Origin of the sequence: Kitasatospora sp. NPDC001603 (assembly GCF_040298365.1) — a bacterium.
Lineage (GTDB): Bacteria > Actinomycetota > Actinomycetes > Streptomycetales > Streptomycetaceae > Kitasatospora.
In genome coordinates, this window is sequence record NZ_JBEPAA010000011.1 from 104003 (window position 1) to 129950 (window position 25948).

The following is a 25948-nucleotide window of genomic DNA, read 5'->3' on the forward strand; positions in this document are numbered from 1 at the left end:
CCGGTCGGCGGCGCGCCGACCGGGCCGCCCTCAGCCGTACGAGACCGGCGAGTGCATCTCCCAGAGCAGCAGGACGGCGCCGTCCTGGCCCGCCGTCGGGTCGGCGAAGGCCTCGCCGGTGATCCGCACGCTGTCGCCGGGCACCATCGAGCGGCCGCCGCCCTGCGGTCCCGGTACCGTCCTGAAGCCCAGCGAGCCGGCCGTCAGATGGGCGTACCGCCAGGCGGCGGGCGGGAGCGCGGGCAAGGGCTGCCAGGGGTCGGCGGTCACCAGCCAGAGCGCGGCGTCGCCGCGGCGCAGCCGCAGGGCGTCCGTCCCGGCGTCCCGCGCCAGCCCGGAGGCGAGCAGCGTCAACCCGCCGTCCGCCGGTTCCACCCGGCGCAGTCCGTACGCCGGGGGCGCGTCGAAGACGTCCGGCTGGAGCCACATCTGGACGAAGCGGACCGGCCCGTCGGCGCCGCCGACGTTGCGCTCGGTGTGGCTGACGCCGGAGCCCGCGCCGAGGTACTGGAGCATCCCGGGGCGGACCACCCCGCTGTGGCCCCGGGAGTCCCGGTGGGCCAGCGCGCCCTCCAGGACCCAGGTGAGGATCTCGGTGTCCCGGTGCTTGTGCTCCTCGAACCCCGCCCCGGGGGCGATCAGTTCCTCGTTGCAGGCGAGCAGCGCGCCGAAGTGCGTGTTCTTCGGGTCGTAGTGGCCCGAGAAGGAGAACGCGTGTCTGGTCTCGATGCCCTCGGCCGGGGTGGAGCGGTAGCGCTCGGCGGTGCGGCGCAGGTCGGCGCGGGGGCGGGCGGGGGCGTCGGTCACGGGCTTCACCGTAGCGTGGTCCGCGGCCGGTCCGCGGGCACCGCGGCCCCGGCGGCGGCGCTCCCCGGCGGGCCCGGTGGCCGGGGCGGGGCCGGCGCGCCCGCGGCGCGCGACGCCCGCCGTCGTGCCGCTCCGCCGGGGGCTGTGCACGAGCAGTCACTCCGGTGAGGCAGTCTTGTCCTTGTGCCAGCCGCCTCCGCGAACTCCAAGAACGATCCGACCGCCAAGCCCGACAAGAACGGGAAGAGCCCGACGCCCGGCTCCGGGCGGGACCGGCCCGGGCGGGCGGCGCCACGCCTGACCGCGCAGGAGCGCAGACTCGCGGCCGACCGGGCCGAACGGCGGGTCGCGACGCTGAAGCGGCTGGAGAAGTCCTCGGGCAAGCTGGCCACCGCCGCGATCGCGCGGATGGACGACCAGCTCGGCTGGTACCGGCGGATGCCGCCGGAGCACCGCTCCTGGATCGGCCTGGTCGCCCAGGCGGGCATCGCCGCCTTCACCGAGTGGTACCGCCACCCCGACGCCCCGCAGGCGATCTCCACCGACGTCTTCGGCACCGCGCCGCGCGAGCTGACCCGGGCGATCACGCTGCGCCAGACCGTCGAGCTGATCCGCACCACCATCGAGGTGATGGAGGAGGCCATCGAGGAGGTGGCCTCGCCCGGCGACGAGGCGGACATGCGCGAGTCCGTCCTGGTCTACGCCCGGGAGATCGCCTTCGCGACCGCCCAGGTGTACGCCCAGGCCGCCGAGGCGCGCGGGGCCTGGGACGCCCGGCTGGAGGCGCTGGTCGTCAACTCGCTGCTGTCCGGCGACGCGGACGAGGGCGTGCTGTCGCGGGCCGCCGCGCTCGGCTGGGGCCAGCCGAGCCAGGTCCGGGTGGTCATGGGCAGCGCGCCGGACGGCGACAGCGAGCTGGTGGTCGAGGCGATCCGCCGGGCCGCCCGCTACGCCAAGCTGCACGTCCTGACCGGGGTGCTGGGCAAGCGCCTGGTGGTGGTGGTCGGTGGCGAGAAGGAGCCGGTGCACGCGGCCCGGGCGCTGATCGGCCAGTTCGCGCCGGGGCCGGTGGTGGTCGGTCCGACCGTGCCCGACCTCCTGTCGGCGACCCGCTCGGCGCACGCCGCCGCGGCGGGCCTGCGGGCCTGCGCCGCCTGGCCCGACGCCCCGCGCCCGGCCCTGGCCGACGACCTGCTGCCCGAACGGGCGCTCGCCGGCGACCAGGCGGCGCGCCGTCAGCTGGTGGAGGAGATCTACACACCGCTCGACGAGGCCGGTTCGGCACTGCTGGAGACCTTGAGTGTCTACCTGGAGCAGGCCTCCTCCCTGGAGGGAGCCGCCCGGATGCTCTTCGTTCACCCCAACACGGTGCGCTACCGGCTCCGACGTGTGACAGACGTCACGGGCTACGCTCCCTCCGACGTACGTTCGGCCTTCACGCTGCGTATCGCACTGGCGCTGGGCCGACTCGCCGCGGCCGGGGAGCAGAGTTGACCCCGATGTAGGGAACTGACAATCCCGGATGCTTTTCTTCGTTACCGTCGCCTACCCGCCCCCGGGCGCCTGGCGAGAGAGGGTTGAACCGTGCTCGTAATCGTCGCCCCTGGACAGGGTGCCCAGTCCCCCGGTTTCCTCAGCCCCTGGCTGGAGCTCGACGGCGTCGCCGACCGCCTGCGCGGCTGGTCGGAGGTCGCCGGGCTCGACCTGGTGCACGCCGGCACAGAGGCGTCCGCCGAGGAGATCAAGGACACCGCCGTCGCCCAGCCGCTGCTGGTCGCGGCCGGTCTGGTGACCGCCCGCGCGCTGTTCCCGGACGAGGACCGCGCCCGTGCGCTGGTCGGTGCCGTGGCCGGTCACAGCGTCGGTGAGATCACCGCCGCCGCCGGCGCCGGGGTGCTGTCCGCCCACGACGCGCTGACCTTCGTCCGCGAACGCAGCCTGGCGATGGCCGAGGCCGCCGCCGCCACCGAGACCGGCATGCTCGCCGTGCTCGGCGGCGACCCCGAGGTCGTCGCCGCCAAGCTGGCGGAGCACGGCCTGACCCCGGCCAACAACAACGGCGGGGGCCAGATCGTCGCGGCCGGCACGCTGGCCCAGCTGGAGGCCCTGAAGGCCGACCCGCCGCCGGTCTCCCGGCTGATCGGGCTCAAGGTCGCCGGCGCGTTCCACACCGAGCACATGGCGCCCGGTGTCGAGCGGCTGGCGAAGCTCGCCCCGACCCTGACGGTCGCGAACCCGGAGGTCACCTACGTGTCCAACCGGGACGGCGAGGTCGTGACGGACGGCACCGAGGTGCTGGACCGGCTGGTCTCGCAGGTCTCCAACCCGGTCCGCTGGGACCTCTGCATGGAGACCCTGCAGCGGCTGGGCGCGACCGCGGTCATCGAGCTCGCGCCTGCGGGTACCCTCACCGGACTGGTCAAGCGCAACCTCAAGGGTGTGGCGACGCTTGCCCTCAAGACCCCCGCCGATCTGGACAAGGCCCGTGACCTCGTCGCGGAGCACGGCGGTCAGGATCAGGAGAACAAGGCATGAGCCAGCCCCAGATCAAGCCCGTCACCGGTGCCCGCCACTCGCGCATCCACGGCGTCGGCGGCTACCGCCCGGTCCGGGTGATCCCCAACTCCGAGGTCCTGAACTGGATCGACTCCTCGGACGAGTGGATCCGCACCCGCAGCGGGATCGCCGAGCGGCGCTGGGCCGGCCCGGAGGAGACCGTCGCCGAGATGTCGGTGCAGGCCGCCGGCAAGGCCATCGCGCAGGCCGGGATCAGCCCCGAGCAGATCGGCGGCGTGATCGTCGCCACCGTCTCGCACCTCAAGCAGACCCCCGCGATCGCCACCGAGATCGCCGAGCGGCTGGGCTGCGGCACCGCCCCGGCCTTCGACATCTCGGCCGCCTGCGCCGGCTTCGGCTACGGCCTGGGCCTGGCCGACGGCATGATCCGCGGCGGCAGCGCCGGGTACGTGCTGGTGATCGGCGTGGAGCGGCTCAGCGACCTGACCGACCAGTCGGACCGCTCGACCGCCTTCATCTTCGGTGACGGCGCCGGTGCCGCGATCGTCGGCCCGTCCGACACGCCCGGAATCGGCAAGGTCATCTGGGGCTCGGACGGCTCCCAGAAGGACGTCATCTCGCAGACCCAGGCCTGGGACACCGCCTTCGCCAAGGAGGACGCCGTCAACGGCGCCGGCGAGGAGATCAAGTGGCCGGCCCTGCGCATGGAGGGCCAGTCGGTCTTCCGCTGGGCGGTCTGGGAGATGGCCAAGGTGGCCCAGCAGGCGCTCGACGCCGCCGGGATCACCGCCGACCAGCTGGGCGCGTTCATCCCCCACCAGGCCAACATGCGCATCACCGATGCCATGATCAAGGCGCTGAAGCTGCCCGAATCGGTGCCCGTCGCACGTGACATCACCGAGACCGGCAACACCTCCGCGGCCTCCATCCCGCTGGCGATGGAACGCATGCTGGAAAGCGGTGAGGCCCGCAGCGGGGACCTCGCGCTGATCATCGGGTTCGGGGCGGGTCTGGTCTACGCGGCAGCAGTCGTTACGCTCCCCTAGGCAACTTTCGCCCCAACCCATCCACAAGCCTGCGTCCGTCCGCCGGGCGGCGCATTCAACACCGAAGAGGAGCAGCCAGTATGGCTACCAAGGACGAGGTCCTGGAAGGTCTCGCTGAGATCGTCAACGAGATCGCCGGCATCCCGACCGAGGACGTCGAGGTCGACAAGTCCTTCACCGATGACCTGGACGTCGACTCGCTCTCCATGGTCGAGGTCGTCGTGGCCGCCGAGGAGCGCTTCGACGTGAAGATCCCGGACGACGAGGTCAAGAACCTGAAGACCGTCGGCGACGCGGTGGACTACATCCTCGCCAACGCCTGAGCGTTCGACTCGTTCGACGCCTGACGTCGGCCGCCTCCAGCAGGCGGCCGACACGCCGGCCGGGACGCCCCACCGGGCGCCCGGCCGGGCCATCCACGGCTCGCCGCCGCCCCCCGCACAAACGTGAGAGAAGAAGATCCAGTGACCGCTGAAAACCGTACCGTGGTCGTCACGGGTATCGGCGCCTTCACGCCGCTGGGCGGCGACGCCGCCACCACCTGGGAGAACCTGGTCGCCGGGCGCTCCGGAGTGGCTGCCCTGACCGAGGAGTGGGCCACCGAGCTGCCCGTCCGGATCGCCGCGCGCACCGCGGTCGAACCGGGCGAGATCCTCCCCCGTCCGCTGGCCCGCCGGCTGGACCGCTCGGCGCAGTTCGCGCTGATCGCGGCCCGCGAGGCGTGGGCCGACGCCGGCTACGAGACGCCGGCCACCGACGATTCCTCCAAGCTCGCGCCGGAGCGCCTGGGCGCCGTGATCGCCTCGGGCATCGGCGGTGTCACCACCCTGCTCGACCAGTACGACGTGCTGAAGGACAAGGGCGCCCGCAAGGTCTCCCCGCACACCGTGCCGATGCTGATGCCGAACTCCCCGGCGGCCAACGTCGGCCTGGAGGTCGGCGCCCGGGCCGGTGTGCACACCCCCGTCTCCGCCTGCGCCTCCGGCGCCGAGGCGATCGGCTACGCGATCGAGATGATCCGCAGCGGCCGCGCCGACGTCGTGGTGGCCGGTGGTACCGAGGCCGCGATCCACCCGCTGCCGATCGCCGCGTTCGCCAACATGATGGCGATGTCCAAGAACAACGACGACCCCGAGGGCGCCTCCCGCCCGTACGACAAGGGCCGCGACGGCTTCGTGCTCGGCGAGGGCGCGGGCGTGGTCGTGCTGGAGTCGGTCGAGCACGCCGAGGCCCGCGGCGCCCGGATCTACTGCGAGGCGGTGGGTCAGGGCCTCTCCTCGGACGCCCACCACATCGCCCAGCCCGAGCCCACCGGTGCCGGTGTGGCCCGTGCGCTGGCCGACCTGTTCGAGCGCAACCCGCTCGACAAGGCCGAGATCGTGCACGTCAACGCGCACGCCACCTCGACCCCGCAGGGCGACACGGCCGAGCTGAAGGCGCTGCGCAAGGAGCTCGGCGAGCACCTCGACCACATCGCCGTCTCGGCGACCAAGTCGATGACCGGCCACCTGCTGGGCGGCGCCGGCGGCATCGAGACCGTCGCCACCGTGCTGGCCCTGTACAACCGGATCGCCCCGCCGACCATCAACGTCGGCGAGCTGGACGACGACGTGGACGCGGACATCGTCCGGGACGAGCCGCGCAAGCTGCCCGAGGGCCGGATCGCCGCGCTGAACAACTCGTTCGGCTTCGGCGGCCACAACGTGGTGCTGGCCTTCCGCAGCGTCTGAGGCCCGCTCCGACGCCCGTGACGAAGGGGCCGGCGCTCGTGACGAGCGCCGGCCCCTTCGTCACGGTCCGGGCCGGACGGCTCCGGCCCGGACCACCTGGCTCAGACCACCTGGTGCAGCCAGCGCACCGGGGCGCCCTCGCCGGCGTAGCGGAAGGGCTCCAGTTCGTCGTCCCAGGGCTTGCCGAGCAGCCGGGCGATCTCCGCCTCCAGGTCGGCCCCCTCGCTGCGGGCCCGCAGCAGGACGGCGCGGAGCCGGTCCTCGGGGATCAGGATGTCGCCGTGGATGCCCGTGACGGCGTGGAAGATGCCGAGCGCGGGTGTGCTGCTGTACCGCTCGCCCTCCGCCGTGGCGCAGGGCTCACTGGTGACTTCGTACCGCATCAACTGCCAGCCGCGCAGCGCGGAGGCGAGCTTCGAGGCCGTACCGGTCTCTCCCTGCCAGGAGAGCTCGGCCCGCCAGTGCCCGGGCGCGGCCGGCTGGCGGATCCAGTCCAGACTCACCCGCACACCGAGCACCCCCGCGACGGCCCACTCGACGTGCGGGCACAGCGCGCGGGGCGCGGAGTGGACGTACAGGACTCCACGTGTCGTCACCGGGACCTCCAGGCTGTGGACGAGGGTCGCCTTCCCCAGCTGCCTCGCGTTCGCGCCTGTAGTTGATCCACAGTTACCCACGTTAGCCGACATTAAGCCACTAAATTGAGCAAAACGGACAGGCTTTCGCTCAATGCTAATCGAATCCCCAAGGAGGTCCACCCCTCGGTGGGATCTCTCCCCCGAACGGCCCCATCGTCGGGCGGGACCACCGTACCGCGCCGTCCCGCACCATGACTGACGCACTTTCGGATCGGGCCGGAATGCGGTAGTGCGGCCCGCTTCCCTGCGCCCGGTACGCAAACCGCCCCGCGCCCGGGGAGGGCGGCGGGGCGGTCGACGGGCCGATCCGGCGTCAGCCGTCCAGGCGGACCACCATCTTGCCGGTGTTGGCGCCGCGCAGCAGGTCCAGGAAGGCCTCCGCGGCGTTCTCGAAGCCGTCCACCACGGTCTGCTCCTCGCGCAGCTTCCCCTCCCGCAGCCAGCCGCCGACCTCGGCGACGAACTGCGGCTGGAGGGCCGCGTGGTCGCGCACCAGCATGCCCTCCAGGCGCAGCCGCTTGCCGATCGCCTGCGCCAGGTTGCGCGGGCCCGCCGGGGCGGTGGTGTCGTTGTACTGGGCGATCGCGCCGCAGAGCACCGCGCGGCCGTGCACGCCGAGCGCGCCGATCGCGGCCTCCAGGTGGTCGCCGCCGACGTTGTCGAAGTAGAGGTCGATGCCCTCCGGGGCGGCCTTGGCGAGCTGCTCGTGGACCGGGCCGTCCTTGTAGTTGAACGCGGCGTCGAAGCCGAAGTCCTCGACCAGCCGGGCGACCTTCTCCGCCGAGCCGGCCGAGCCGACCACCAGCGAGGCGCCCTTGAGCCGGGCGATCTGGCCGACGATCGAGCCCACCGCGCCGGCCGCGCCGGAGACGAAGACCCGGTCGCCCTCCTTGAGGCCGCCGACCGCGAGCAGGCCCGCGTAGGCGGTCAGACCGGTCATGCCGAGGACGCCGAGGTAGGCGGAGAGCGGTGCGGCGGCCGGGTCGACCTTCACCGCCTGCTCGGCGGGCAGGGTGGCGTACTCGCGCCAGCCCAGGCCGTGCAGCACGGCGTCGCCCGGGGCGAAGCCCTCGGCCGCGGAGGCGACCACGTAGCCGACCGCGCCGCCGTCCATCGGCGCGCCGAGCCGGAACGGCGGGGCGTAGGACTTCACGTCGTTCATCCGGCCGCGCATGTAGGGGTCGACCGAGAGGTAGGCGTTGCGCACCAGGATCTCGCCGGGGCCCGGGGTCCGGACCGGTGCCTCGACCAGGGCGAAGTCCGTCGGGACCGGCCAGCCCTGCGGGCGGGCGGCGAGGTGCCATTCGCGGGCGGTGGCGGGCGCTTCCTGCGTTGCCATCGGTGGTGCTCCTTGAGGTGTCTGGGTGGTCCCCCGGTGATGCCGCGCGACCTGAAAGGTTGAGCGACTGAAGTAACGATGGACATGAAAGGTTCAGGTTGTCAACTGTTCAGGTAGACTGTCACCCATGGACACCCAGCCGACCGGGGCCGCCACGCCGCAGCCCGACGAGATCACCCGTGAGGTCGTCGACCTGATGGCCAATCTGGTCGCGCTCTTCCACCGCGAGTACGAGGAGGCCGCCGCCGCCCGCTCGCTCACCGGCGCCCAGGCCAAGGTCCTCGCCCTGCTGCGGCGCGGACCGATGCCGATGCGCCACATCGCCCAGACGCTCAGCTGCGAGCCCTCCAACATCACCGGCATCGTCGACCGCCTGGAGTCGCGCGGCTTCGTGACCAGGGAGGCCGACCGGCAGGACCGCCGGGTCAAGCTCGTCGCCGCCACCGAGACCGGCTCCGCCGCGTCCGAGGAGCTGCGCGAGTCACTGAACTTCGCCCGCGAACCGCTGGCCGCGCTCGGCCCGGACGAGCGGACGGCGCTGCGCGACCTGCTCCGCCGGATGCTGGCGGGAGCCTCCGGCCCCGGCGCGTGAGAAGCGGCCGGGTGAGAAGCATCACAGGCCCCGGGGCCGATCCGGCCGAATTGGCCGCCCGTCGGCTGTAACCGAACCCTCCCCCGAAACGTCTAACGTTCGAGATTCGCACGGGCCTGCCCATGGGCCGGTGCGTGCGGGGACGACATCAGGAGACGGGGGGCCCGGGGGATGAGCAGCAGCTCGCGCCGGCGGCGCATCGTGAAGACCGCCGTGGGCCTCGCCGCCGTTCTCGTGCTGTCGGTGGCGGGGGCCGGGGCGTGGTTCTACCACCGGCTGGACAGCAACATCACCACCTTCGACGCGGGCGGGGTCGCGACCGAGCGACCGCCGGCCCCCGTCCCGGTCACCCCGGGCGCGTCCGTCCCGGTCAACGTCCTGGTGCTCGGCTCGGACACCCGCACCGACGGCAACGCCGACCTCGGCGGCGGCGAGGAGGGCGTCGGCCACTCGGACACCGCGATCCTGCTGCACGTCTACGCGGACCACAAGCACGCCGTCGGCGTCTCGATCCCCCGCGACGCGCTGGTGACCATCCCGGCCTGCAAGCTGCCCAGCGGCCGGTGGACCGAGCCCCGGACGAACCAGATGTTCAACTCGGCGTTCACCATAGGCGAGTTCCCCCAGGGGAACCCCGCCTGCACGCAGAACACCGTCGAGGCGCTCACCGGCCTGCGGGTGGACCACACCATCGTGGTCGACTTCAAGGGCGTCGCCGCGATGACCGAGGCGATCAACGGCGTGGACGTCTGCGTCCCGAACGACGTGAACTCGCACAACATCAAGCTCAGGAAGGGCCTGCAGAAGCTCTCCGGGCAGCCCGCGGTCGACTACCTGCGGGCGCGGTACGGCTTCGGCGACAACTCCGACATCGGGCGGATGAAGCGCCAGCAGGCCTTCCTCTCCGCGATGATCAGCAAGATCCAGGGGCTCGGCTTCTCGCTGCCGACCCTGCTCCCGCTGGCCGACGCCGCCACCCGCTCGCTCACCGTGGACGAGGGCCTGGGCACCGCGATGAAGCTGGTGGACTTCGCCCAGTCGCTGCAGGGCATCAAGCTCTCCGACATCACCTTCGTCACCACCCCCTGGCGCTTCTCCGGCGAACGGGTCGCGCTGGTCCACCCCGACGTGGACACCCTCTGGAAGCTGCTGCGCGAGGACCGCACCCTGGACGGGCAGAGCACCGGCCAGGCGGCCGACCCGGCCGCCGCCCCGCCCTCCCCCTCCGCCGCCCCGGACGCCTCGCCCACCGCGCTCTCGCCCGAGCAGTCGGCCGTACCGATCACCGTGGTCAACGGGGTCGGCACCCCGGGGCTGGCCGGGAAGGGCGCCGAGGCGGTCCGCGCCAAGGGCTTCCAGAACATCACCCTGGACGCCGCCGGCGGCAGCCGGCTGCGCACCGAGATCGCGTACGACCCGGCCTTCAAGACCGCCGCCGACCAGCTGGCGCTGGTCTTCCCGCAGGCCCGGTCCGTCGAGGAGCCGGGCGCCGGGGGCATCGTCATCACGCTCGGCCGCGACTACCACCCCACCGCGGCCACCGGGCCCGTCCCGGGCACCCCCGGTGTCGCGGGTGCCCCCGGCGCCCCGGCCGGGCCGGCGGCCGACCGGACGGCCGCACCGGGCGCCGCCGCCACCGGCACCCCGACCGGCGTCCCCACCGGCATCGCCGAGAACGCCCGCGGGGCCGACACCGACCCCTGCGCCAACCTGACCTTCGGCTAGGGAGCGGCGGCGTCGGGGTCCGTGCGGCGCGGGCGGAGGACATCCGTGCGATGGCGACACCTCCCGCCGGAAGGCCGGGGACGCGTGGTCGCACCAGCGGGCGTCCCGGGCCCGTCAGGTCGGCGAGGGCCGGCCCTGCTGCGGGTCGGGCAGGCCGGTGACCACCGCGGTCAGCCGGGTGCCGGCCGGGAAGGCACCGGCGGCGGCCAGCTCCGTCAGGGCGGCGAGCAGCTTGGCGACGTAGCGGTGCTCCAGCGCGATCCCGTGGCGCCGCTCGAAGTCCTCGGCGAAGGCGGCGAGCGCGGCCGGCACCTTGCCGTAGCCGCCGCCGTGGTGGCCGTGGTCGATCCGCCAGTTGTCGAACTCGCGGCCGTACGCGGCCCGGTGCAGCCGGGCGACCTCGCCCTCCAGGTAGCCGGCGCCGCCGCGCAGCACCGCCACGCCGAGCGCCCGCGCGCCGGGCGGCAGTCCGGCCGCGATACCGGCCAGGGTGCCGCCGGTGCCGACCGGGCAGCAGACCACGTCCCGTGCGCCGAGGTCGGGCAGCTCCGCCGGGACGGCCGCCGCGCCGATCGCCGCCAAGGCGTTGGAGCCGCCCTCCGGCAGGACCAGGCACGGGCCCCAGCGCCGCCGCAGAGCGGCCTCGACCCCGGTGTCGGCCGCCCATCGGCCTGCCGTCTCCCGGTAGGCCGACCGCGGCAGGAACTCCAGCCGCATGCCCGCCGCCTCGGCCGCCCGCAGCGACCAGTTGCGCGGGGCGCCGGCCAGTTCCTCGCCCCGCACCAGCCCGACGCTCTCCAGCCCGAGCGCGCCGGCCGCCACCGCGACCGCCCGCAGATGGGTCGAGTAGGCGCCGCCGAAGGTCAGCAGCCGGGTGTGCCCCTGCTCCACGGCGGCCGCCAGGTTGGGTGCGAGCTTGCGCCACTTGTTGCCCGGCACCGTGGGGTGCAGCAGGTCGTCGCGCTTGAGCCGGAGCTCCACCCCGGCCCGCGCCAGTGCCTCGTCGGTGCAGTCCGTCAGCGGCGTCGGCAGCAGTGCGGGTTCGAGCATCGGGCCAGGATACGGAGCCGACGGCGACGCCCCTGCGGCCGCGGGCCGGACGGGACAGCGGTCCCGCCGGGGCGCGGGGGTCGCCCGCCCGGGCCTCCCCGGTGCGCTGAGCACACGCACCATGGCTCACACTAGTGCTGGCACGGATATTCATACTTACTGCTCAATATTCTCAACTTTTCATCATGTCCATGGGGGATAGATGTCGATCGCGACGCCCGTCAGATCTGTGGAGGATCCGGTGACGACGGGACAGGGTTCCGCCGGGGGTGGACGGTTCCGCGTTCCGCGGGACCGCCGCCGCCCGGACTCCCGGCAGCTCTGGTTCGCCGCCGCCCTCCTCGGGCTCCCGCCGGTCCTCCACCTGGCCTCGGCCGACCTGGTGACCTTCGCACTCGTCTGGTTCGCCGCCGCGTCGCTGATCCGCTCCCGGGCCACCGCCTTCGACCGGCTGATGATCTCCGGTGGCCTGCTGATCGGCTGGGCCTGCGCGCTCGGCCTGCTGACCGGCTACTGGCCCTGGGGCCTCCACCCGGTCGCGCTGGCGGAGGCCACCGCCCTCCCGCTGGCCGCGCTCCGGCTGGTCCGCCCTCCGGAAGCGCCCACCGGCCCGCAGCCGCTGCGCGCCCGGCTGCGCCGCGTCGTCCCGGTCCGCGACCGCCCGGTGCTCCTCGGCGCCACGGCGGCCGCCGTGTTCCTCTTCTACCCACTGCTGCGGCGGGACGCCGTCGGCCGCCTCGGTACCGTCCTGGAGGCCGAGGACCTCGGCCGCCACGCGGCCCTCTACGACACCATCCTGCGCCTGGGCGGTCTCGCCTCCCTGCAGCGGGACGCGGCGTTCGACACCGTGACGCTGGGCCTCGGCACCTACCCGCAGGGCAGCCACCTGACGCTGGCGGTGGTGACCAGCTTCCTGCACGGGGGCACCGACCGGGGGGCGCCGCTCGCCCAGGCGTCGCTGTTCGTCACACTCTTCACCCTGGTCACGGCCGCGCTGGCGGCAGCCGTCCTGTGGGCGGTGCGCCGCGCCGCCGGGCCCGCGCTGCGCGGCTGGCGGGGGCTGGCGCTCGCCGTCCCGGCCACCGCCTACCTGATCGTCGCCGAACTGCCCCGTCTGCACAGCCGCGGCTTCCTGAGCGAGCTCTTCGCCCTCGGTCTGCTCGCGCTCCTGGTCGGCCTGGCGATCCGCCCGCTCGACCGCACCCGCGAGCAGGCCGCCGTGCTGGCCGCGCTGACGGTCGGCGTCTCCTTCGGCCACTACCTGCTGCTCCCGGCGGCCGCCGCCACGGTGCTCGCCTGGGCCGTGGTGAACCGGCGCGGCTGGCTCCGGCACTGGGCGACCGTGCTGCCGGTCGCCCTGCTCGGCGGCGCGCTCGCGCTGTTCCCGCCGTACGTCAACCACCAGTCGGCCGGCTCCGCGGACGTCCTGACGCTGCCCGGCGGCATCGGCCCGGTCAGCCGGCACCTCCTGCTGCCGCTCGTGGTGGCCGCGTTCGCCGCCCTGCTGACGCGCGGCGCGCGCGCCAACCGGCCGCGCCGGGTGGCCCTGCTCTCGCTCACCGCGGTCTCGCTGCTCTGCTTCGGCGTGATGGAGTACCAGCTGGCCACCGTCGGCGTGACGTCCTACTTCTACGAGAAGATGCTCCACCAGCTGCTGGTGGTCGGGCTGATCTGCTTCGCCGCCGCGCTGCTGCCGATGCTCGGCCGCCGGGCGCTGGCCGGGCAGCACCCCGGTACGACGGGCGGAACGGGCGCCGCCCGGCTCCGCTCGGGCGCGGCCGTGGTGGCCGTGGCGGGCTGCCTGACCTTCACCGTCGTCAGCAACGCCCAGCCGGACGGCGGGCGGACCGGCTGGGCGGGCAGCGCCGGCCGGGACCTGCTGCGCGGCGAGGCGGCCCGCCCCGGCGTCGCCGAGCGGGTCGCCGTGATCGAGGCGAGCGGCGCCGGGGACGGCCGGGTGGCGGTCTCCCTCGCCGGGAGCCGCGCCTGGGGCGAGACGGTGGAGGACTGGGGATCGGCCGAGGACAACCTCTGGCTCGGCGTGCTCAACCGTGACCAGGGCCGCTCCTGGCGTGCCTGGGAGTGGGCGCTGCACCGCCGCAGCGCCCAGGACGTGCTGGACTTCGCGGCCACCTCCCCGGAGCCGCTGAGGTTCTTCGTCGACGACTCCTCCCAGCTGCTCGCCGACCTCCGGGTCCTGACCGCCGGGGGCAAGCACCCGGAGCTGGCCGTCTCCGTGCTCCGCAAGGACGGCGACGGCGACCTGGTCGTGGAGCCGGCCCGGCTCGGCTGACGGCGGAGCGGGCCGCCACGCCCGACAGCGGAACGCCCCCGGTGGCCCGTGGGCCGCCGGGGGCGTCAACGTGGCTTCGAAGCGGCCCTATTCGGGTGATTCCCGGCCTGTCGGTACAGTCGCCGCCGTCGCCGGTCACTAGAGTTCGTGCAGATGACCACACCTGGTCAAGCCCGGTCGTCCGGGCGAAAGGTGGGGCGGGTGGGACTCGAACCCACGACCAAGGGATTATGAGTCCCCTGCTCTAACCGGCTGAGCTACCGCCCCGGTTCGCCGCGCGCGCCGGTGACCCGGTCACGGCAGCAGCAGACGGCCCCGGAAGGCCGTCCCGGGCAGCATAGCCGGTCGATCACCCGTGGTGCGCGCCGGGGGCGCACATGGGTGCGCCCGGACACTCACGCCTCCCCGGCCGGAGCAGCCCCGCTGGCGGGCCCGTGGCGGCCCCGGGAGCCTGGGCGGATGACGGTACGTGAGCTGGCGGCGGCCGGCGCCGCGCTGGCGGTCCTGGCGGCGGCGGGCTGCACCACGGCGGCGGGCCCCGGCGGCGCCACCCCGACGGTGAGCTCCCACCCGGCCACGGCCCCCGCGGACAGCCACGGCTGGAGCAGCGAGCGGCTGCGCGGCGCGCTCGCCCGGCACACCGGCGTCACCCGCACCGCCAAGCCCACCGTGCTCAACGGCCTGGTCGGCGCCGTCTTCACGCGCAACGCGGACGGCGACCACTTCTGCACCGCCAGCGTGGTCGACAGCGCCGGGCTGAACCTGATCGTCACCGCCGCGCACTGCGTCTGGGACCCGAAGCTCGGTCAGCGCGGCGACCTGGTCTTCGTCCCCGGCTACCGGGACGGCGAGACCCCGAGCGGCGTCTGGCCCCTGCTGGCCGTCACCGTCGACCAGGCCTGGAAGGACGGCGCCGACCCGGACGTGGACGTCGCCTTCGCCGTGGTCCAGCCGCAGGGCGGCCGGCAGGTGCAGCAGGTGCTCGGCGCCAACCGGCTGGGCGTCGACCGCGGCCACCGGCTGCCGGTGAAGGTGACCGGCTACCCCGGCACCAGCGACGTCCCGATCACCTGTAGCAACACCACCTCCGAACAGAGCCCCTCCCAGCTGCGGATCGACTGCCCGGACTGGACCGGCGGCACCAGCGGCAGCCCCTGGGTGACGGATTTCGACCCGGACACCCGGACCGGGACCGTGGTCGGCGTGATCGGCGGCTACCAGGAGGGCGGCAACAGCCCCGACACCTCGTACAGCTGCTACTTCGGCGACCGCGTGCGGGCCCTCTACGACCGGGCCACGGGCTGACCGGGCCGGGCTGGCGTCGCCGCGCCCGGCCTGGTAGATCTTCCTCACGAACGGCGGACCGCAGGACCGGCAGGGCCCGCCCCGAGGACGAGACGGAGCCCCGATGGACTCCCGCCCGGTACGGCCCGCGCGCACGGCCCAGGCGGCCGCCCTGGCGGCCCTGCTGCTGGCCGGCGCCGCCTGCGGCGGGAGCGACCGGGCGCCGACCGCCGAGGTGGCGCCGCGGAGCCCGGTGGGCGACCGGATCGGCACCCTCTCGGTGCGGACCCCGCAGGGCCCGCGGGCCTGTACGGCGAGCGTGGTGCAGAGCCCCGGGCGCAATCTGCTGGTGACCGCCGCGCACTGCGTGCAGAGCCGCCGGATCGGCCTGCTGGACGGCCTGGTGTTCACCCCCGGCTATCGCAACGGGTACTCGCCGTACGGGAGTTGGCCGGTCGAGTCGATCACCGTGGATCCGCGTTGGGCCTCCGACGACGACCCCGAGTACGACGTGGCCTTCGTCACCCTGCGGGCGGCGGGCGGGCGGGACGTCGAGGACGCGGTCGGCGGCAACCCGCTCGGCACCGGCCAGGGCTTCGGCCTCGCCGTCTCGGTGACCGGGTATCCCAATGGAAGCGATGAACCGATCACCTGTTCGGCACATACCCGCTCACAGAGTCCGACCCAGGAGCGCTTCGACTGCGGCGGCTACACCGACGGCACCAGCGGGAGCCCCTGGGTCACCACGACCGGTGCGGTGGTCGGCGTGATCGGCGGCTACCAGGAGGGCGGCGAGACGCCCGGCACCTCGTACAGCGTCACCTTCGACGAGCGGGTCGCCGAGCTGTACCGGCAGGCCACCGCCTGACCCCGACTGCCCCGGGCCGGTCGGGCCGGCCCGGTCGGGTCAGGTCGAGTCGGGTCGGGTCAGGTCGAGTCGGGGAAACACGAAGGCCCCCCGGTGACCGGGGGGCCTTCGCTCTGAGCACTCACCGGGCGGGCCCGGTGAAGCTCCCGCATTTGGACTCGAACCAAAAACCTGCCGGTTAACAGCCGGCTGCTCTGCCAATTGAGCTATGCGGGATCGCGGTGGACCACAGTCGCACCACGGCCAGGACGGCCGACCCGAAGGCCCGCCACCTGAGCTCCCCCAATTGGACTCGAACCAATAACCTGCCGATTAACAGTCGGCTGCTCTGCCAATTGAGCTATGGGGGATCGAGCTTCCGCTTCGGCCCCCGGTTCCCCGGGCTCCTCGGCGCTCGCTGCGGGACATACATTAGCGCACTCGGGGGGGTGGTCCGCCAATCGCTTTCCCCGGCCGCCCCGGCGGACCCCCTGCCCGGCGTGCCCCGCGCGCGCCCGGCGCGGCACCCGGGGATGCTGGGGAGCGCGGACGGTTCGCCGCCCCGCTGAACGGGTAGAGCATTGCGGCAATGGCCGCCAGGAGAGGGTGGAATCCGATCATGTGGAAGCTGTCGTTGACCGTGGGACTCGCGGCGGGCTACATCCTGGGCTCGCGGGCCGGGCGCCAGCGGTACGAACAGATCGCCAAGGCCACCCGGCAGGTGGCCCGGAACCCCAAGGTGCAGAGCGCGGCCGACAAGGCCAAGCAGCAGGCCGGCGCGGTGGCCGGGAAGGCGGCGGGCGCCGTCGCCGACAAGGTCGGCGACAAGCTGCCGAACGCCGTCACCGACCGGGTGTCGTACTTCAACCGCACCCGGGTCGAGGACGACAGCTGGGGTACCTTCCGCCCGTGACCGGGCGGTGACGGCGGGGAGGCCGGCGCGGCTCCGGAGCGGTACCGAACGAGCAACACTTACCGGGCCTGGCAGCGTCCGGACGTGCGCTGAGGCATGATCTCGACATGGCCATCGTCGCGGGGATAGACAGCTCGACCGGTCGCACCCGGATCGTCGCGTGCGACAGCGAGACCGGCGCGGTGCTGCGGTCCGGCAAGGCGCCGCACCCCGTGCCGCAGGCGGCCGACCTGCGGGCCGGTGAGGCCGACCCGCAGGTCTGGCTGCACTCGCTGGGGGACGCCGCCGCCGGTGGTCTGCTGGAGGGCGTCCGGGCGATCGGCGTCAGCGCGCAGCAGCACGGCATGATCGGCCTGGACGCCGGCGGCGTCCTGGTCCGCCCCGCGATCCTCTGGAACGACCCGCGCTCCAGCGGCGCCGCCGCCGCGCTGCTGGACGCGCTCGGCGGCCCGGCGGCCTGGACGGCGGCGATCGGGGCCGTCCCCGGCCCGATGTACACCATCGCCAAGCTGCGCTGGCTGGCCGAGTTCGAACCGGCCAACGCCCGCCGGGTGGCCGAGGTGCTGCTGCCGCACGACTGGCTGGTCTGGCAACTGCTCGGCCACCCCAAGCGGCGCACCACCGACCGGGGCGACGCCTCCGGCACCGGCTACTGGTCGCCGATCACCGGTGAGTACCGGCAGGACCTGGTGGAGCTCGCGCTCGGCCACGAGCTGAGGCTGCCCGACGTGCTCGGCCCCGCCGAACCCGCCGGGCACACCCCCGAGGGCCTGCTGATCTCGGCCGGCACCGGCGACAACATGGCCGCCGCGCTCGGGCTGGGCCTGCGGCCCGGCGACGCGGTGGTCTCGCTGGGCAGCTCCGGGACGATCTTCGCGGTGAACGAGCAGGCCGTGGTGGACGCCACCGGGCTGGTCTCCTCCTTCGCCGACGCCACCGGCCGCCACCTGCCGATGGTCGCCACCCTGAACGCCGCCCAGGTGCTCCGCTCCACGGCGGCGATGCTCGGCTGCGACCTGGACGGCCTCAGCGACCTGGCCCTGCGCTCCTCCCCCGGCGCGTACGGCCTGGTGCTGCTGCCCTACCTGGACGGCGAGCGGACGCCCGCGCTGCCCCACGCGGCCGGCACCCTGACCGGGCTCCGGGCCGAGTCGATGACCCCCGAGCACCTGGCCCGGGCCGCCGTCGAGGGCATGCTCTGCAACCTCGCGGACGCGCTGGACGTGCTGCGCGCCCAGGGCGTCGGGGTGAAGCGGGTCTTCCTACTGGGCGCCACCGGGCGGCTGCCGGCCGTGCGGCAGATCGCCCCGCAGCTGTTCGGCATCCCGGTCGTGGTGCCGCCGCCGGGTGCCCACGCGGCGCGCGGCGCGGCCCGGCAGGCCGCCTGGGCGCTGGCCGGCACCCCCGAACCGCCGCGCTGGGAGCTGCCGGAGGCCGTCACCGTCACGCCGGACGCCGAGCAGGACCTGCCGGTCGGCTCGGCGGTCCGTCAGCAGTACCGGGCCGCCCGCGAGCAGATCCACCCGGAGACGGCCGCCTGATCCGCCCGGCGGCCCGGGAGCGGGCGTGCCGCGTCGTGGAGATGCGCCTTCCGGTGGGCGGTGGCAGCGTGAGGAGCGACGCGGTCACCGGAGCGAAGGGCGACAGGAGCACATGGCGCTGCACAAGGGGACCGGCGACGACCGCCGGCTGTCCGTCAATCCGTTCGTCGGCTCCGCCGACCCGCTGAGCGCGATGGAGCTGGCCCCGCCGCTGCACCGCCTCTCCGACGGCCCGGTGGCAGCCGACACGGCGTACCAACTGATCCACGACGAGCTGATGCTGGACGGGAACGCCAAGCTGAACCTGGCGACCTTCGTCACCACGTCGATGGAGGTCCAGGCCACCCGGCTGATGACCGAGTGCCTCGACAAGAACATGATCGACAAGGACGAGTACCCGCAGACCGCCGAGCTGGAGCGGCGCTGCGTGGCGATCCTCGCCGACCTCTGGCACGCGCCCGACCCGAGCACCGCGGTCGGCTGCTCCACCACCGGCTCCAGCGAGGCCTGCATGCTGGCCGGCCTCGCCCTCAAGCGGCGCTGGATGAAGCGCAACGCCGACCGGTACGCGGCCGGCGCCCGCCCGAACCTGGTGATGGGCGTCAACGTCCAGGTCTGCTGGGAGAAGTTCTGCACCTTCTGGGAGGTCGAGGCACGCCTCGTGCCGATGGCCGGCGAGCGCTTCCACCTCGGCACGGAGGAGGCGCTGGCGCTCTGCGACGAGGACACCATCGGGGTGGTGGCCGTGCTCGGCTCGACCTTCGACGGCTCCTACGAGCCGGTGGCGGAGCTCAGCGCCGCCCTCGACGCGCTGCAGCAGCGCACCGGGCTGGACATCCCGGTCCACGTGGACGGCGCCTCCGGCGCCATGGTCGCGCCCTTCCTGGACCCCGAGCTGGTCTGGGACTTCCGGCTGCCGCGGGTCGCCTCGATCAACACCTCCGGCCACAAGTACGGCCTGGTCTACCCCGGGGTCGGCTGGGCGCTCTGGCGGGACCACGACTCGCTGCCCGAGGAGCTGGTGTTCCGGGTCAACTACCTCGGCGGGGAGATGCCGACCTTCGCGCTGAACTTCTCCCGCCCCGGCGCGGAGGTGATCGCGCAGTACTACACCTTCCTGCGGCTGGGCCGCAGCGGCTTCACGGCCGTCCAGGGAGCCTGCCGGGAGGTCGCGGTCTACCTGGCCGGGCAGATCGAGGCGCTCGGCGACTTCCGGCTGCTGACCCGGGGCGACGAACTGCCGGTCTTCGCCTTCACCACCTCCGAGGAGGTGACCTTCGACGTGTTCGACGTCTCGCGGAGACTGCGCGAGCGCGGCTGGCAGGTACCGGCGTACACCTTCCCCGCCGACCGGGAGGACCTCTCGGTGCTCCGGGTGGTCTGCCGCAACGGCTTCTCCCGGGACCTGGCCGACCTGCTGCTCGCCGACCTCGACCGGCTGCTGCCGGAGCTGCGGAGCCAGCCCCGCCCGCTCAAGGAGTACGGGGTGCCGCCCAGGACGGCCTTCCACCACTGAGACCGGCTCGGCCGAGGCGGGCGCGGGCGGGCCCGTGACCACGGCGGGGGAGGGCGCACAGAAGCGCCCTCCCCCGCCGTACGTCCCTCGGACGGGGCAGCCTCCCCCCGCGAGGCTGCCACGTCCGGTGGGGGATCGGGACGTCGGGGACCGGCCTGGAAAGCGGTGTCCGGACGAAACATCCGGACCGCGAAACGCACCGGTGAGAGAACTCTGCATGACGACCAGGCACCTGTTCGAGCGTCAGCCGGGGTTGTGAGACACTTCCGTCCGTCTCAGGGCCAGGACCTGGTGTTTGGGACAACATGCCGATGAGGTTGGAGACACGGGAGCGGCCCCCACGGCCCGGGCCGGAGCCCCTTCAGGCCCTTCCGGCGCCTCCGCCGCCCGCCTCCGATGTTGGGACTGACCGAATGGGCTCCGCCTGGAAGCAACTGCCGGACGACCTCTCCGTGCCCGCGCGGCGCCTGACGGAGGAGCTCCGTGCGGTCAAGGACGCCACCGGGTTCTCGCTCTCCGAGCTCGCCTCCCGGACCCACTACAGCCGGGCCTCCTGGGAGCGCTGGCTGAACGGCAAGCGGGTCGTCACCGAGCAGGCGCTCGACGCCCTGATCGGGGCGGTCGAGTGCGACGGCCCCGCGCTGCGGGCGCTCTGGGAGCAGACCGCGGCGGGTGCGCGGGACGCGGCCGGTACCGACGGCGTTCCGGCGGACACGGAGGCGCAGGCGTCCCCGGACCCGGACGGCCCGGCGGTCCAGGTGCCGGCGGTGGAAGGGGCCGGGGCGGACCCGGCCCCGGAACCGGAGGCGGAACCCGCGGAGCCCGACGGCGCCGAACCGGTGGTCGAGGACCGGCCGGAGCCGGCGCCGTCCGTCCGCTGGTGGCGGCGGCCGGTCGCCCTGGTCGGCTGCGCGGCCGCGGTGGCCGCCCTGATGGTGCTGGCCGGGGTCCACTACACCCGCGGCGACGGCGCCGAACCGGCCACCGTCGCCCAGGTCACCGGGTCCGGCCGGTCCTCGACCACCACGGCCACCCCGACCGCGCGGACCGCCCCGACCGAGTCGTCCTGCCAGGCGATGGGCTGCTCGCACAAGGACCCCAAGGCGACCGGCTGCGGCGCCGACGCCCGCACCCTGCTGACCGGCAACATCGGCAAGGTGGTGATCTACCTCCGCTACAGCCAGCGCTGCCAGGCCGCCTGGGCCGCCATCACCGAGGGCGCGCCGGACGACTGGGCGACCATCACCAGCAGCGGCGGCGAGACCGAGACGGCGCTGATCCACTGGGGCTACGACAACTACTCGGCGATGGTGAACGCGGCGGACCCGAACGCCACCTTCCGGGTCTGCGGCCACCAGCCGGCCGGGGACGCCTGCACGGCGGGCGTCTCCGGGCTGGCCGAGATGATCGCCTCGACCCCGATCCCGATCGGCCCGGCCTCGCCGCCGGCCACCCCCGCCGCCCCGGTGCCCAGCTCCTAGTCGAGGTAGCCGCGGAGCTGCTCGGCGAAGGCGTGCTCCCGGAGCTTGACCAGGGTCTTGGACTCGATCTGGCGGATCCGCTCCCTGGTCACGCCGAACAGCACGCCGATCTCCTCCAGGGTCCGCGGGCGGCCGTCGTCCAGGCCGTAGCGGAGCTGGACGACCTGGCGCTCACGGTCCCCCAGCGTGGCCAGCACCGCCTCCAGGTGCTGGCGCAGCAGCAGGAAGGTGGCGGACTCGGCCGGTGAGGCCGCGTCCGCGTCCTCGATCAGGTCGCCGAGCGCGACGTCGTCCTCCTCGCCGACCGGGGTGTGCAGCGAGATCGGCTCCTGGGCCAGCCGGAGCAGCTCGCGCACCCGGGCCTCGGTCAGCTCCAGGGCGACGGCGATCTCGGCCGGGCCCGGCTCGGTCCCGCTCTCCTGGAGCAGCGCGCGCTGCACCCGGATGACCCGGTTGATCAGCTCGACCACGTGCACCGGCACCCGGATCGTCCGCGCCTGGTCGGCCAGCGCCCGGCTCATCGCCTGGCGGATCCACCAGGTCGCGTAGGTCGAGAACTTGTAGCCGCGGGCGTAGTCGAACTTCTCCACCGCCCGGATCAGGCCGAGGTTGCCCTCCTGGACCAGGTCCAGCATGGTGAGGCCGCGGCCGATGTAGCGCTTGGCGACCGAGACCACCAGACGCAGGTTGGCCTCGATCAGCCGCCGTTTGGCGATCCGCCCGGTCACCACCAGGGTGTCCAGCTCCCCGGCCAGCGGGTCGGGGGGCGGCGGCTCGCGGTGGAGCCGCTCCTCCGCGAACAGGCCGGCCTCGATCCGGCGGGCCAGCTCCACCTCCTCGGCGGCGTTCAGCAGCCGGATCCGGCCGATCTCGCGCAGGTACTGGCGGAAGAGGTCCGCCGCCGGGCCGGTGGCGCCCGCCGGGCCGGGGTCGGGCTCGGCGTCGAGGTCCGGCTCGGCCTCGGACCCCGGCTCCGCCGCCCGACCGGCGGCGGGCACGGGATCGGGATCGGGGTCGGCGGCCCCGGGGTGGCCATCCGGGAGGCCCTGCGCGGGCACCCGGGCACCGTCGGCGGGCGGCGGGCCGGCCCGGCCGTGGTCGTCGTCGTGGGGGGCGAGCGGATCGGTGGTCGGGCGGGCGGTCGCGGCTAGGCCTTGGTCCACGGGCATCCCTCGGGGCGGGCGCGACTCTGGCGGACCCGCGCGCTGGACGGAGGTGGGACGCCCTCCAGTGTGCGGTACGCCACGCTTCGTGGCCGAGACTCGTGCGCGGACTTTCTCCGGCGGGCCGCGAGGGCCGCTCCTCCGGGAGGCACCCGCGCCGGCGCCGGACCGGACCCGGCGTCAGAGCGCGGCGGCGCCCCGGCTGCGCAGGCTCTGCCCGTACTGCTGGAGCTGCCACAGCTCGGTCTGCACCGCGTGCAGTTCCTCGGCGGAGGCCCGGGTGCCGAGCCGCTGGAGGTGCCCGCGGACCTCCTCGACGCGGCGGTCGACCGCCAGCAGCCGCAGCTTGACCAGGAACTCCCCGGCGTAGATCGCGTCCACCTTGCGGCGCGAGCGCACCGGTTCGACGATCAGCTCGGTGACCAGCGAACGGACCCGGTCGTCCGGGGCCGCCTCGCGGACCGTGCTGGTGAAGTCGGCCAGGGTGGCCCCGTACGCGGCGCCGCCGGCCTGGCCGATGGCGCGGCGCACGGCGGTGTACGGCGGCGTGGGGAACTCGTCCTCGCCGTAGTGGTCGAAGGCCGGGCTGACCAGGTCCGGGTGCTGCAGGGCCAGCTTGAGCAGCTCGCGCTCGACGAACTGGGCCGGGTCCCGCGGGTTGAGCCGGAAGGCCGGCGGGGCGGAGCGGACCGGCTGGGCCTGCTCGGGGCGGCGCTGCTGGCCGTTGGCGCGCGGGTTCTGCTGGCGCTCGCGCTCCCAGCGGGCCAGCTGGGAGATCCGGCGGACCACGAACTGCTCGTCCAGGATGCCGAGCATGCCGGCCAGCCGGACGGCGTACTCGTGCTGGATCGAGCGGTCCTTGATCTTGGCGACGATCGGCGCGGCCTCCTCCAGGGCCGCCGAGCGGCCCTCCGGGTTCTCCACCCGGTGCCGGGCGACGGCCGAGCGCAGCGCGAACTCGAAGAGCGGGACGGGGTTGTCGATCAGCTCCCGGACCGCCTCGTCGCCCTTGGCCAGGCGCAGGTCGCACGGGTCCATGCCGCCGGGGCTGACCGCGATGGAGGTCTTGGCGGCGAACTTCTGGTCGTCCTCGAAGGCCCGCAGGGCGGCCTTCTGGCCGGCCGCGTCGCCGTCGAAGGTGAAGACCGTCTCGCCGCGGTACTGGGAGGTGTCCATCAGCAGCCGGCGGATGATCTTGATGTGGTCCTCGGCGAAGGCGGTGCCGCAGGTGGCCACCGCCGTGGTGACCCCGGCCAGGTGGCAGGCCATCACGTCGGTGTAGCCCTCGACCACCACCGCCCGGCCCGACTTGGCGATCTCCTTCTTCGCCAGGTCGATGCCGTACAGCACGTGGGACTTCTTGTAGATCGGCGTCTCGGGCGTGTTGAGGTACTTCGGGCCGTTGTCGTCCTCGCGCAGCCGGCGGGCGCCGAAGCCGACCGTCTCACCGGCGATGTCGCGGATCGGCCAGACCAGCCGGCCCCGGAAGCGGTCGATCAGGCCGCCGCGCTGGCCCTGCGAGGCCAGGCCGCCGAGCAGGATCTCCTTGTCGCTGAAGCCCTTGCCGCGCAGGTAGCGGACCAGGTTCTCCCAGCCGGCCGGGGCGTAGCCCACGCCGAAGGTCGCCGCCGCCGCCTCGTCGAAACCGCGCTCGGCGAGGAAGCGCCGCCCGATCTCGGCCTCCGGCGAGCCGAGCTGCTCCCGGAACCAGGCGGCGGCCACCTTGTGCGCCTCGACCAGCCGGGTGCGCTCGCCCTGCTGGTGGCGGGGGCTGTAGCCGCCCTCCTCGTAGCGGAGCGTGATGTTGGCCTGGGCGGCCATCCGCTCGACGGCCTCGGCGAAGGTGAAGTGCTCGATCTTCATCAGGAAGGCGATCGTGTCGCCGTTCTCCTGGCAGCCGAAGCAGTGGAAGACGCCCTTGGCGGGGTTCACGTAGAAGGAGGCGGACTTCTCGTCGTGGAACGGGCAGACGCCCTTGTACTCGCCACCGCCACCGTTGGTGAGCTGTACGTAGTCGCCGACCACCACGTCGATCGGCAGTGCGCTCCGCACCGCCTGTACGTCTTCGTCCCTGATCCGCCCGGCCACCCCGGAAGTCTACTGGGGCGGCGCGGGTTACCGACCGCGCCGGGGCGGCCCCCTCACGACCGGGGCGGCCCCACCAGTCTGGCGTGCAGCGCCAGGGCGGAGGCGTCGGTGAGGGTGGCGATCTGGTCGATCACCGCACGGAGGGCGCCGCGGTCGTCCTCCGCCTCGCGGTAGAGGGTGGCGAAGACCGGGTCCAGGCCCTCGGGCGCCCGCTCGGCGAGGACGTGGGCCAGCTCGGCGATCACGATCCGCTGGCGGGCCCGGAGCTGGGCCTGCTCGTCGCGCTGCATCACGAAGCGCACCGCGACGGCCTTGAGCACCGCGCACTCCAGCCGGACGTCCCGCGGCACCACCAGCTCGGCCGCGTACCGGCTGAGCCGGCCGGGGCCGTAGCGGGCCCGGGTCGCCTGCTCGGCGGCCAGGCAGAAGCGGCCGATCAGCTGGCTGGTGAGGTCCTTCAGCCCGGCCCGGGCGCGGGCCGAGCCGTCGTAGGCGCTGGGCCACCACTCCTGGCCGAGCAGCCGGTCCAGCGCGGCGGCCAGCTCCTCGGGCTCGGCGTCCGGCGCGTAGCGCTCGGCCACCTTGAACAGCTCGGCGCGCTCGCTCGGGGCGCGCAGCACGGCCGGCTCGATGTGGCCGGCCTGGAGGCCGTCCTCCACGTCGTGGGTGGAGTAGGCGACGTCGTCGGACCAGTCCATCACGGTGGCCTCGAAGCACTTGCGCCCGGGCGGGGTGCCGGCCCGCAGCCAGCGGAACACCGGCAGGTCGTCGGCGTAGACGCCGTACTTGGACGAGGCCGGGTCGACCGGGTGCGCGCCGTACGTCCAGGGGTACTTGGTGGCGGCGTCCAGTGCGGCCCGGGTCAGGTTGAGGCCGACGCTGCGGCCGGGCCAGGGGGCGAGCCGGGCGGGCTGCTCGTCCTGCGGGGCGAAGCGCTTGGGCTCCAGGCGGGTCAGGATGCGCAGCGACTGCGCGTTGCCCTCGAAGCCGCCGCAGGCCTCGGCGGCCTGGTCGAGGGCCTCCTCGCCGGTGTGGCCGAACGGCGGGTGGCCGATGTCGTGGGCCAGGCAGGCGGTCTCGACGAGGTCCGGGTCACAACCGAGGGCGGCGCCCAACTCCCGCCCGACCTGGGCGCATTCGAGCGAGTGAGTGAGCCTGGTCCGGGGGAAGTCACTGCGCATCGGGGCAACGACCTGGGTGGTGCCGGCGAGTCGGCGCAGGGCCGCGGAGTGCAGCACGCGGGCGCGGTCGCGCTGGAAGGCCGTCCGGCCCGGGCGCTTGTCCGGCTCGGGCACCCAGCGGGCCTCGGCGGCGTGGTCGTACGGGAACGGGGCGTCGGGGAGGCGGTGTGCAGTGTCGTCCATATGCCAATCACCGT

21 protein-coding genes and 3 tRNA genes are annotated in these 25948 nt (G+C 74.0%); 14 read left to right on the top strand and 10 right to left on the bottom strand.

Annotated elements, in window-relative coordinates; all coding sequences use genetic code 11:
- Positions 1-30 precede the first annotated feature (30 nt).
- Positions 31-807: a pirin family protein gene (locus ABT263_RS10520; RefSeq protein WP_352289742.1), complete on the bottom strand. Its 777-nt coding sequence runs from the start codon at positions 805-807 to the stop codon at positions 31-33.
- 297 nt (positions 808-1104) lie between these two features.
- Here ABT263_RS10520 and ABT263_RS10525 point away from each other — a divergent pair, with 297 nt between their 5' ends.
- The 5 genes from ABT263_RS10525 to fabF all read left to right on the top strand — a co-directional run bounded on the left by ABT263_RS10525 (position 1105) and on the right by fabF (position 6100).
- On the top strand, positions 1105-2301 hold the full coding sequence (locus ABT263_RS10525) for a PucR family transcriptional regulator (protein WP_329492090.1): 1197 nt from the start codon (positions 1105-1107) through the stop codon (positions 2299-2301).
- A 90-nt stretch (positions 2302-2391) separates the two neighbouring features.
- Positions 2392-3342, top strand: coding sequence for an ACP S-malonyltransferase (locus ABT263_RS10530; RefSeq protein ID WP_329487498.1), 951 nt, complete (start codon positions 2392-2394; stop codon positions 3340-3342).
- Positions 3339-4370, top strand: a complete 1032-nt coding sequence (locus ABT263_RS10535) for a beta-ketoacyl-ACP synthase III (RefSeq protein ID WP_352289745.1) — start codon at positions 3339-3341, stop codon at positions 4368-4370. Before ABT263_RS10530 ends, ABT263_RS10535 begins: the two co-directional genes overlap by 4 nt.
- Before the next feature lie 80 nt (positions 4371-4450).
- Positions 4451-4693: an acyl carrier protein gene (locus ABT263_RS10540; protein WP_329487501.1), complete on the top strand. Its 243-nt coding sequence runs from the start codon at positions 4451-4453 to the stop codon at positions 4691-4693.
- 141 nt (positions 4694-4834) lie between these two features.
- Entirely contained in the window at positions 4835-6100 is a 1266-nt protein-coding gene (gene fabF, locus ABT263_RS10545; RefSeq protein ID WP_352289748.1) for a beta-ketoacyl-ACP synthase II, read from the top strand.
- Positions 6101-6201: 101 nt separating this feature from the next.
- On the opposite strand, the gene ABT263_RS10550 is transcribed toward fabF, so the two are convergent.
- Entirely contained in the window at positions 6202-6696 is a 495-nt protein-coding gene (locus tag ABT263_RS10550; protein WP_329487504.1) for a DUF3145 domain-containing protein, read from the bottom strand.
- A gap of 355 nt (positions 6697-7051) precedes the next feature.
- The gene (locus tag ABT263_RS10555) at positions 7052-8077 is read right to left on the bottom strand and encodes an NADP-dependent oxidoreductase (RefSeq protein ID WP_352289751.1); all 1026 of its coding nucleotides are present in this window, start codon (positions 8075-8077) and stop codon (positions 7052-7054) included.
- A gap of 127 nt (positions 8078-8204) precedes the next feature.
- Here ABT263_RS10555 and ABT263_RS10560 point away from each other — a divergent pair, with 127 nt between their 5' ends.
- Positions 8205-8669, top strand: coding sequence for a MarR family winged helix-turn-helix transcriptional regulator (locus ABT263_RS10560; protein ID WP_329487507.1), 465 nt, complete (start codon positions 8205-8207; stop codon positions 8667-8669).
- Between the two features lie 171 nt (positions 8670-8840).
- Positions 8841-10394 carry an LCP family protein gene (locus tag ABT263_RS10565; protein ID WP_352289754.1) on the top strand — a complete coding sequence of 518 codons (1554 nt, stop codon included), beginning with the start codon at positions 8841-8843 and terminating at the stop codon, positions 10392-10394.
- Positions 10395-10508: 114 nt separating this feature from the next.
- On the opposite strand, the gene ABT263_RS10570 is transcribed toward ABT263_RS10565, so the two are convergent.
- The gene (locus tag ABT263_RS10570; RefSeq protein WP_352289757.1) at positions 10509-11444 is read right to left on the bottom strand and encodes a 1-aminocyclopropane-1-carboxylate deaminase/D-cysteine desulfhydrase; all 936 of its coding nucleotides are present in this window, start codon (positions 11442-11444) and stop codon (positions 10509-10511) included.
- A 241-nt stretch (positions 11445-11685) separates the two neighbouring features.
- Here ABT263_RS10570 and ABT263_RS10575 point away from each other — a divergent pair, with 241 nt between their 5' ends.
- Complete coding sequence (locus ABT263_RS10575; protein ID WP_352289760.1) at positions 11686-13737, top strand: hypothetical protein; 2052 nt, start codon at positions 11686-11688, stop codon at positions 13735-13737.
- 193 nt (positions 13738-13930) lie between these two features.
- Here the strand turns inward: ABT263_RS10575 and ABT263_RS10580 are convergent.
- A tRNA-Ile gene (locus ABT263_RS10580) sits at positions 13931-14004 on the bottom strand.
- Positions 14005-14196: 192 nt separating this feature from the next.
- Between ABT263_RS10580 and ABT263_RS10585 the strand changes: the two genes are divergently transcribed.
- Together ABT263_RS10585 and ABT263_RS10590 are read left to right on the top strand one after the other, a co-directional pair.
- Positions 14197-15042: a trypsin-like serine peptidase gene (locus ABT263_RS10585; RefSeq protein WP_352289763.1), complete on the top strand. Its 846-nt coding sequence runs from the start codon at positions 14197-14199 to the stop codon at positions 15040-15042.
- 103 nt (positions 15043-15145) lie between these two features.
- A complete protein-coding gene (locus ABT263_RS10590) occupies positions 15146-15889 on the top strand; it encodes a trypsin-like serine peptidase (RefSeq protein WP_352289766.1) in 744 nt (247 codons plus the stop codon).
- 143 nt (positions 15890-16032) lie between these two features.
- Here the strand turns inward: ABT263_RS10590 and ABT263_RS10595 are convergent.
- Positions 16033-16105: transfer RNA gene (locus ABT263_RS10595), tRNA-Asn, on the bottom strand.
- A 61-nt stretch (positions 16106-16166) separates the two neighbouring features.
- Positions 16167-16239: transfer RNA gene (locus ABT263_RS10600), tRNA-Asn, on the bottom strand.
- 218 nt (positions 16240-16457) lie between these two features.
- Between ABT263_RS10600 and ABT263_RS10605 the strand changes: the two genes are divergently transcribed.
- The 4 genes from ABT263_RS10605 (at position 16458) to ABT263_RS10620 (ending at position 21319) form a co-directional block, all read left to right on the top strand.
- The gene (locus ABT263_RS10605) at positions 16458-16781 is read left to right on the top strand and encodes a hypothetical protein (RefSeq protein ID WP_352289769.1); all 324 of its coding nucleotides are present in this window, start codon (positions 16458-16460) and stop codon (positions 16779-16781) included.
- 107 nt (positions 16782-16888) lie between these two features.
- Positions 16889-18322, top strand: coding sequence for an FGGY family carbohydrate kinase (locus ABT263_RS10610; protein WP_352289771.1), 1434 nt, complete (start codon positions 16889-16891; stop codon positions 18320-18322).
- 112 nt (positions 18323-18434) lie between these two features.
- Positions 18435-19838, top strand: coding sequence for a glutamate decarboxylase (gene gad, locus ABT263_RS10615; protein ID WP_352289774.1), 1404 nt, complete (start codon positions 18435-18437; stop codon positions 19836-19838).
- Between the two features lie 413 nt (positions 19839-20251).
- On the top strand, positions 20252-21319 hold the full coding sequence (locus ABT263_RS10620) for a helix-turn-helix domain-containing protein (RefSeq protein WP_352289777.1): 1068 nt from the start codon (positions 20252-20254) through the stop codon (positions 21317-21319).
- Here ABT263_RS10620 and ABT263_RS10625 read toward each other — a convergent pair.
- The 3 genes from ABT263_RS10625 to ABT263_RS10635 all read right to left on the bottom strand — a co-directional run bounded on the left by ABT263_RS10625 (position 21316) and on the right by ABT263_RS10635 (position 25934).
- Entirely contained in the window at positions 21316-22488 is a 1173-nt protein-coding gene (locus tag ABT263_RS10625) for an RNA polymerase sigma factor (RefSeq protein ID WP_352289780.1), read from the bottom strand. The genes ABT263_RS10620 and ABT263_RS10625 overlap by 4 nt on opposite strands.
- Positions 22489-22662: 174 nt before the next feature.
- Positions 22663-24570, bottom strand: a complete 1908-nt coding sequence (dnaG, locus tag ABT263_RS10630) for a DNA primase (protein WP_352289783.1) — start codon at positions 24568-24570, stop codon at positions 22663-22665.
- A 53-nt stretch (positions 24571-24623) separates the two neighbouring features.
- Complete coding sequence (locus ABT263_RS10635) at positions 24624-25934, bottom strand: deoxyguanosinetriphosphate triphosphohydrolase (protein WP_329487526.1); 1311 nt, start codon at positions 25932-25934, stop codon at positions 24624-24626.
- Between the last annotated feature and the right edge of the window lie 14 nt (positions 25935-25948).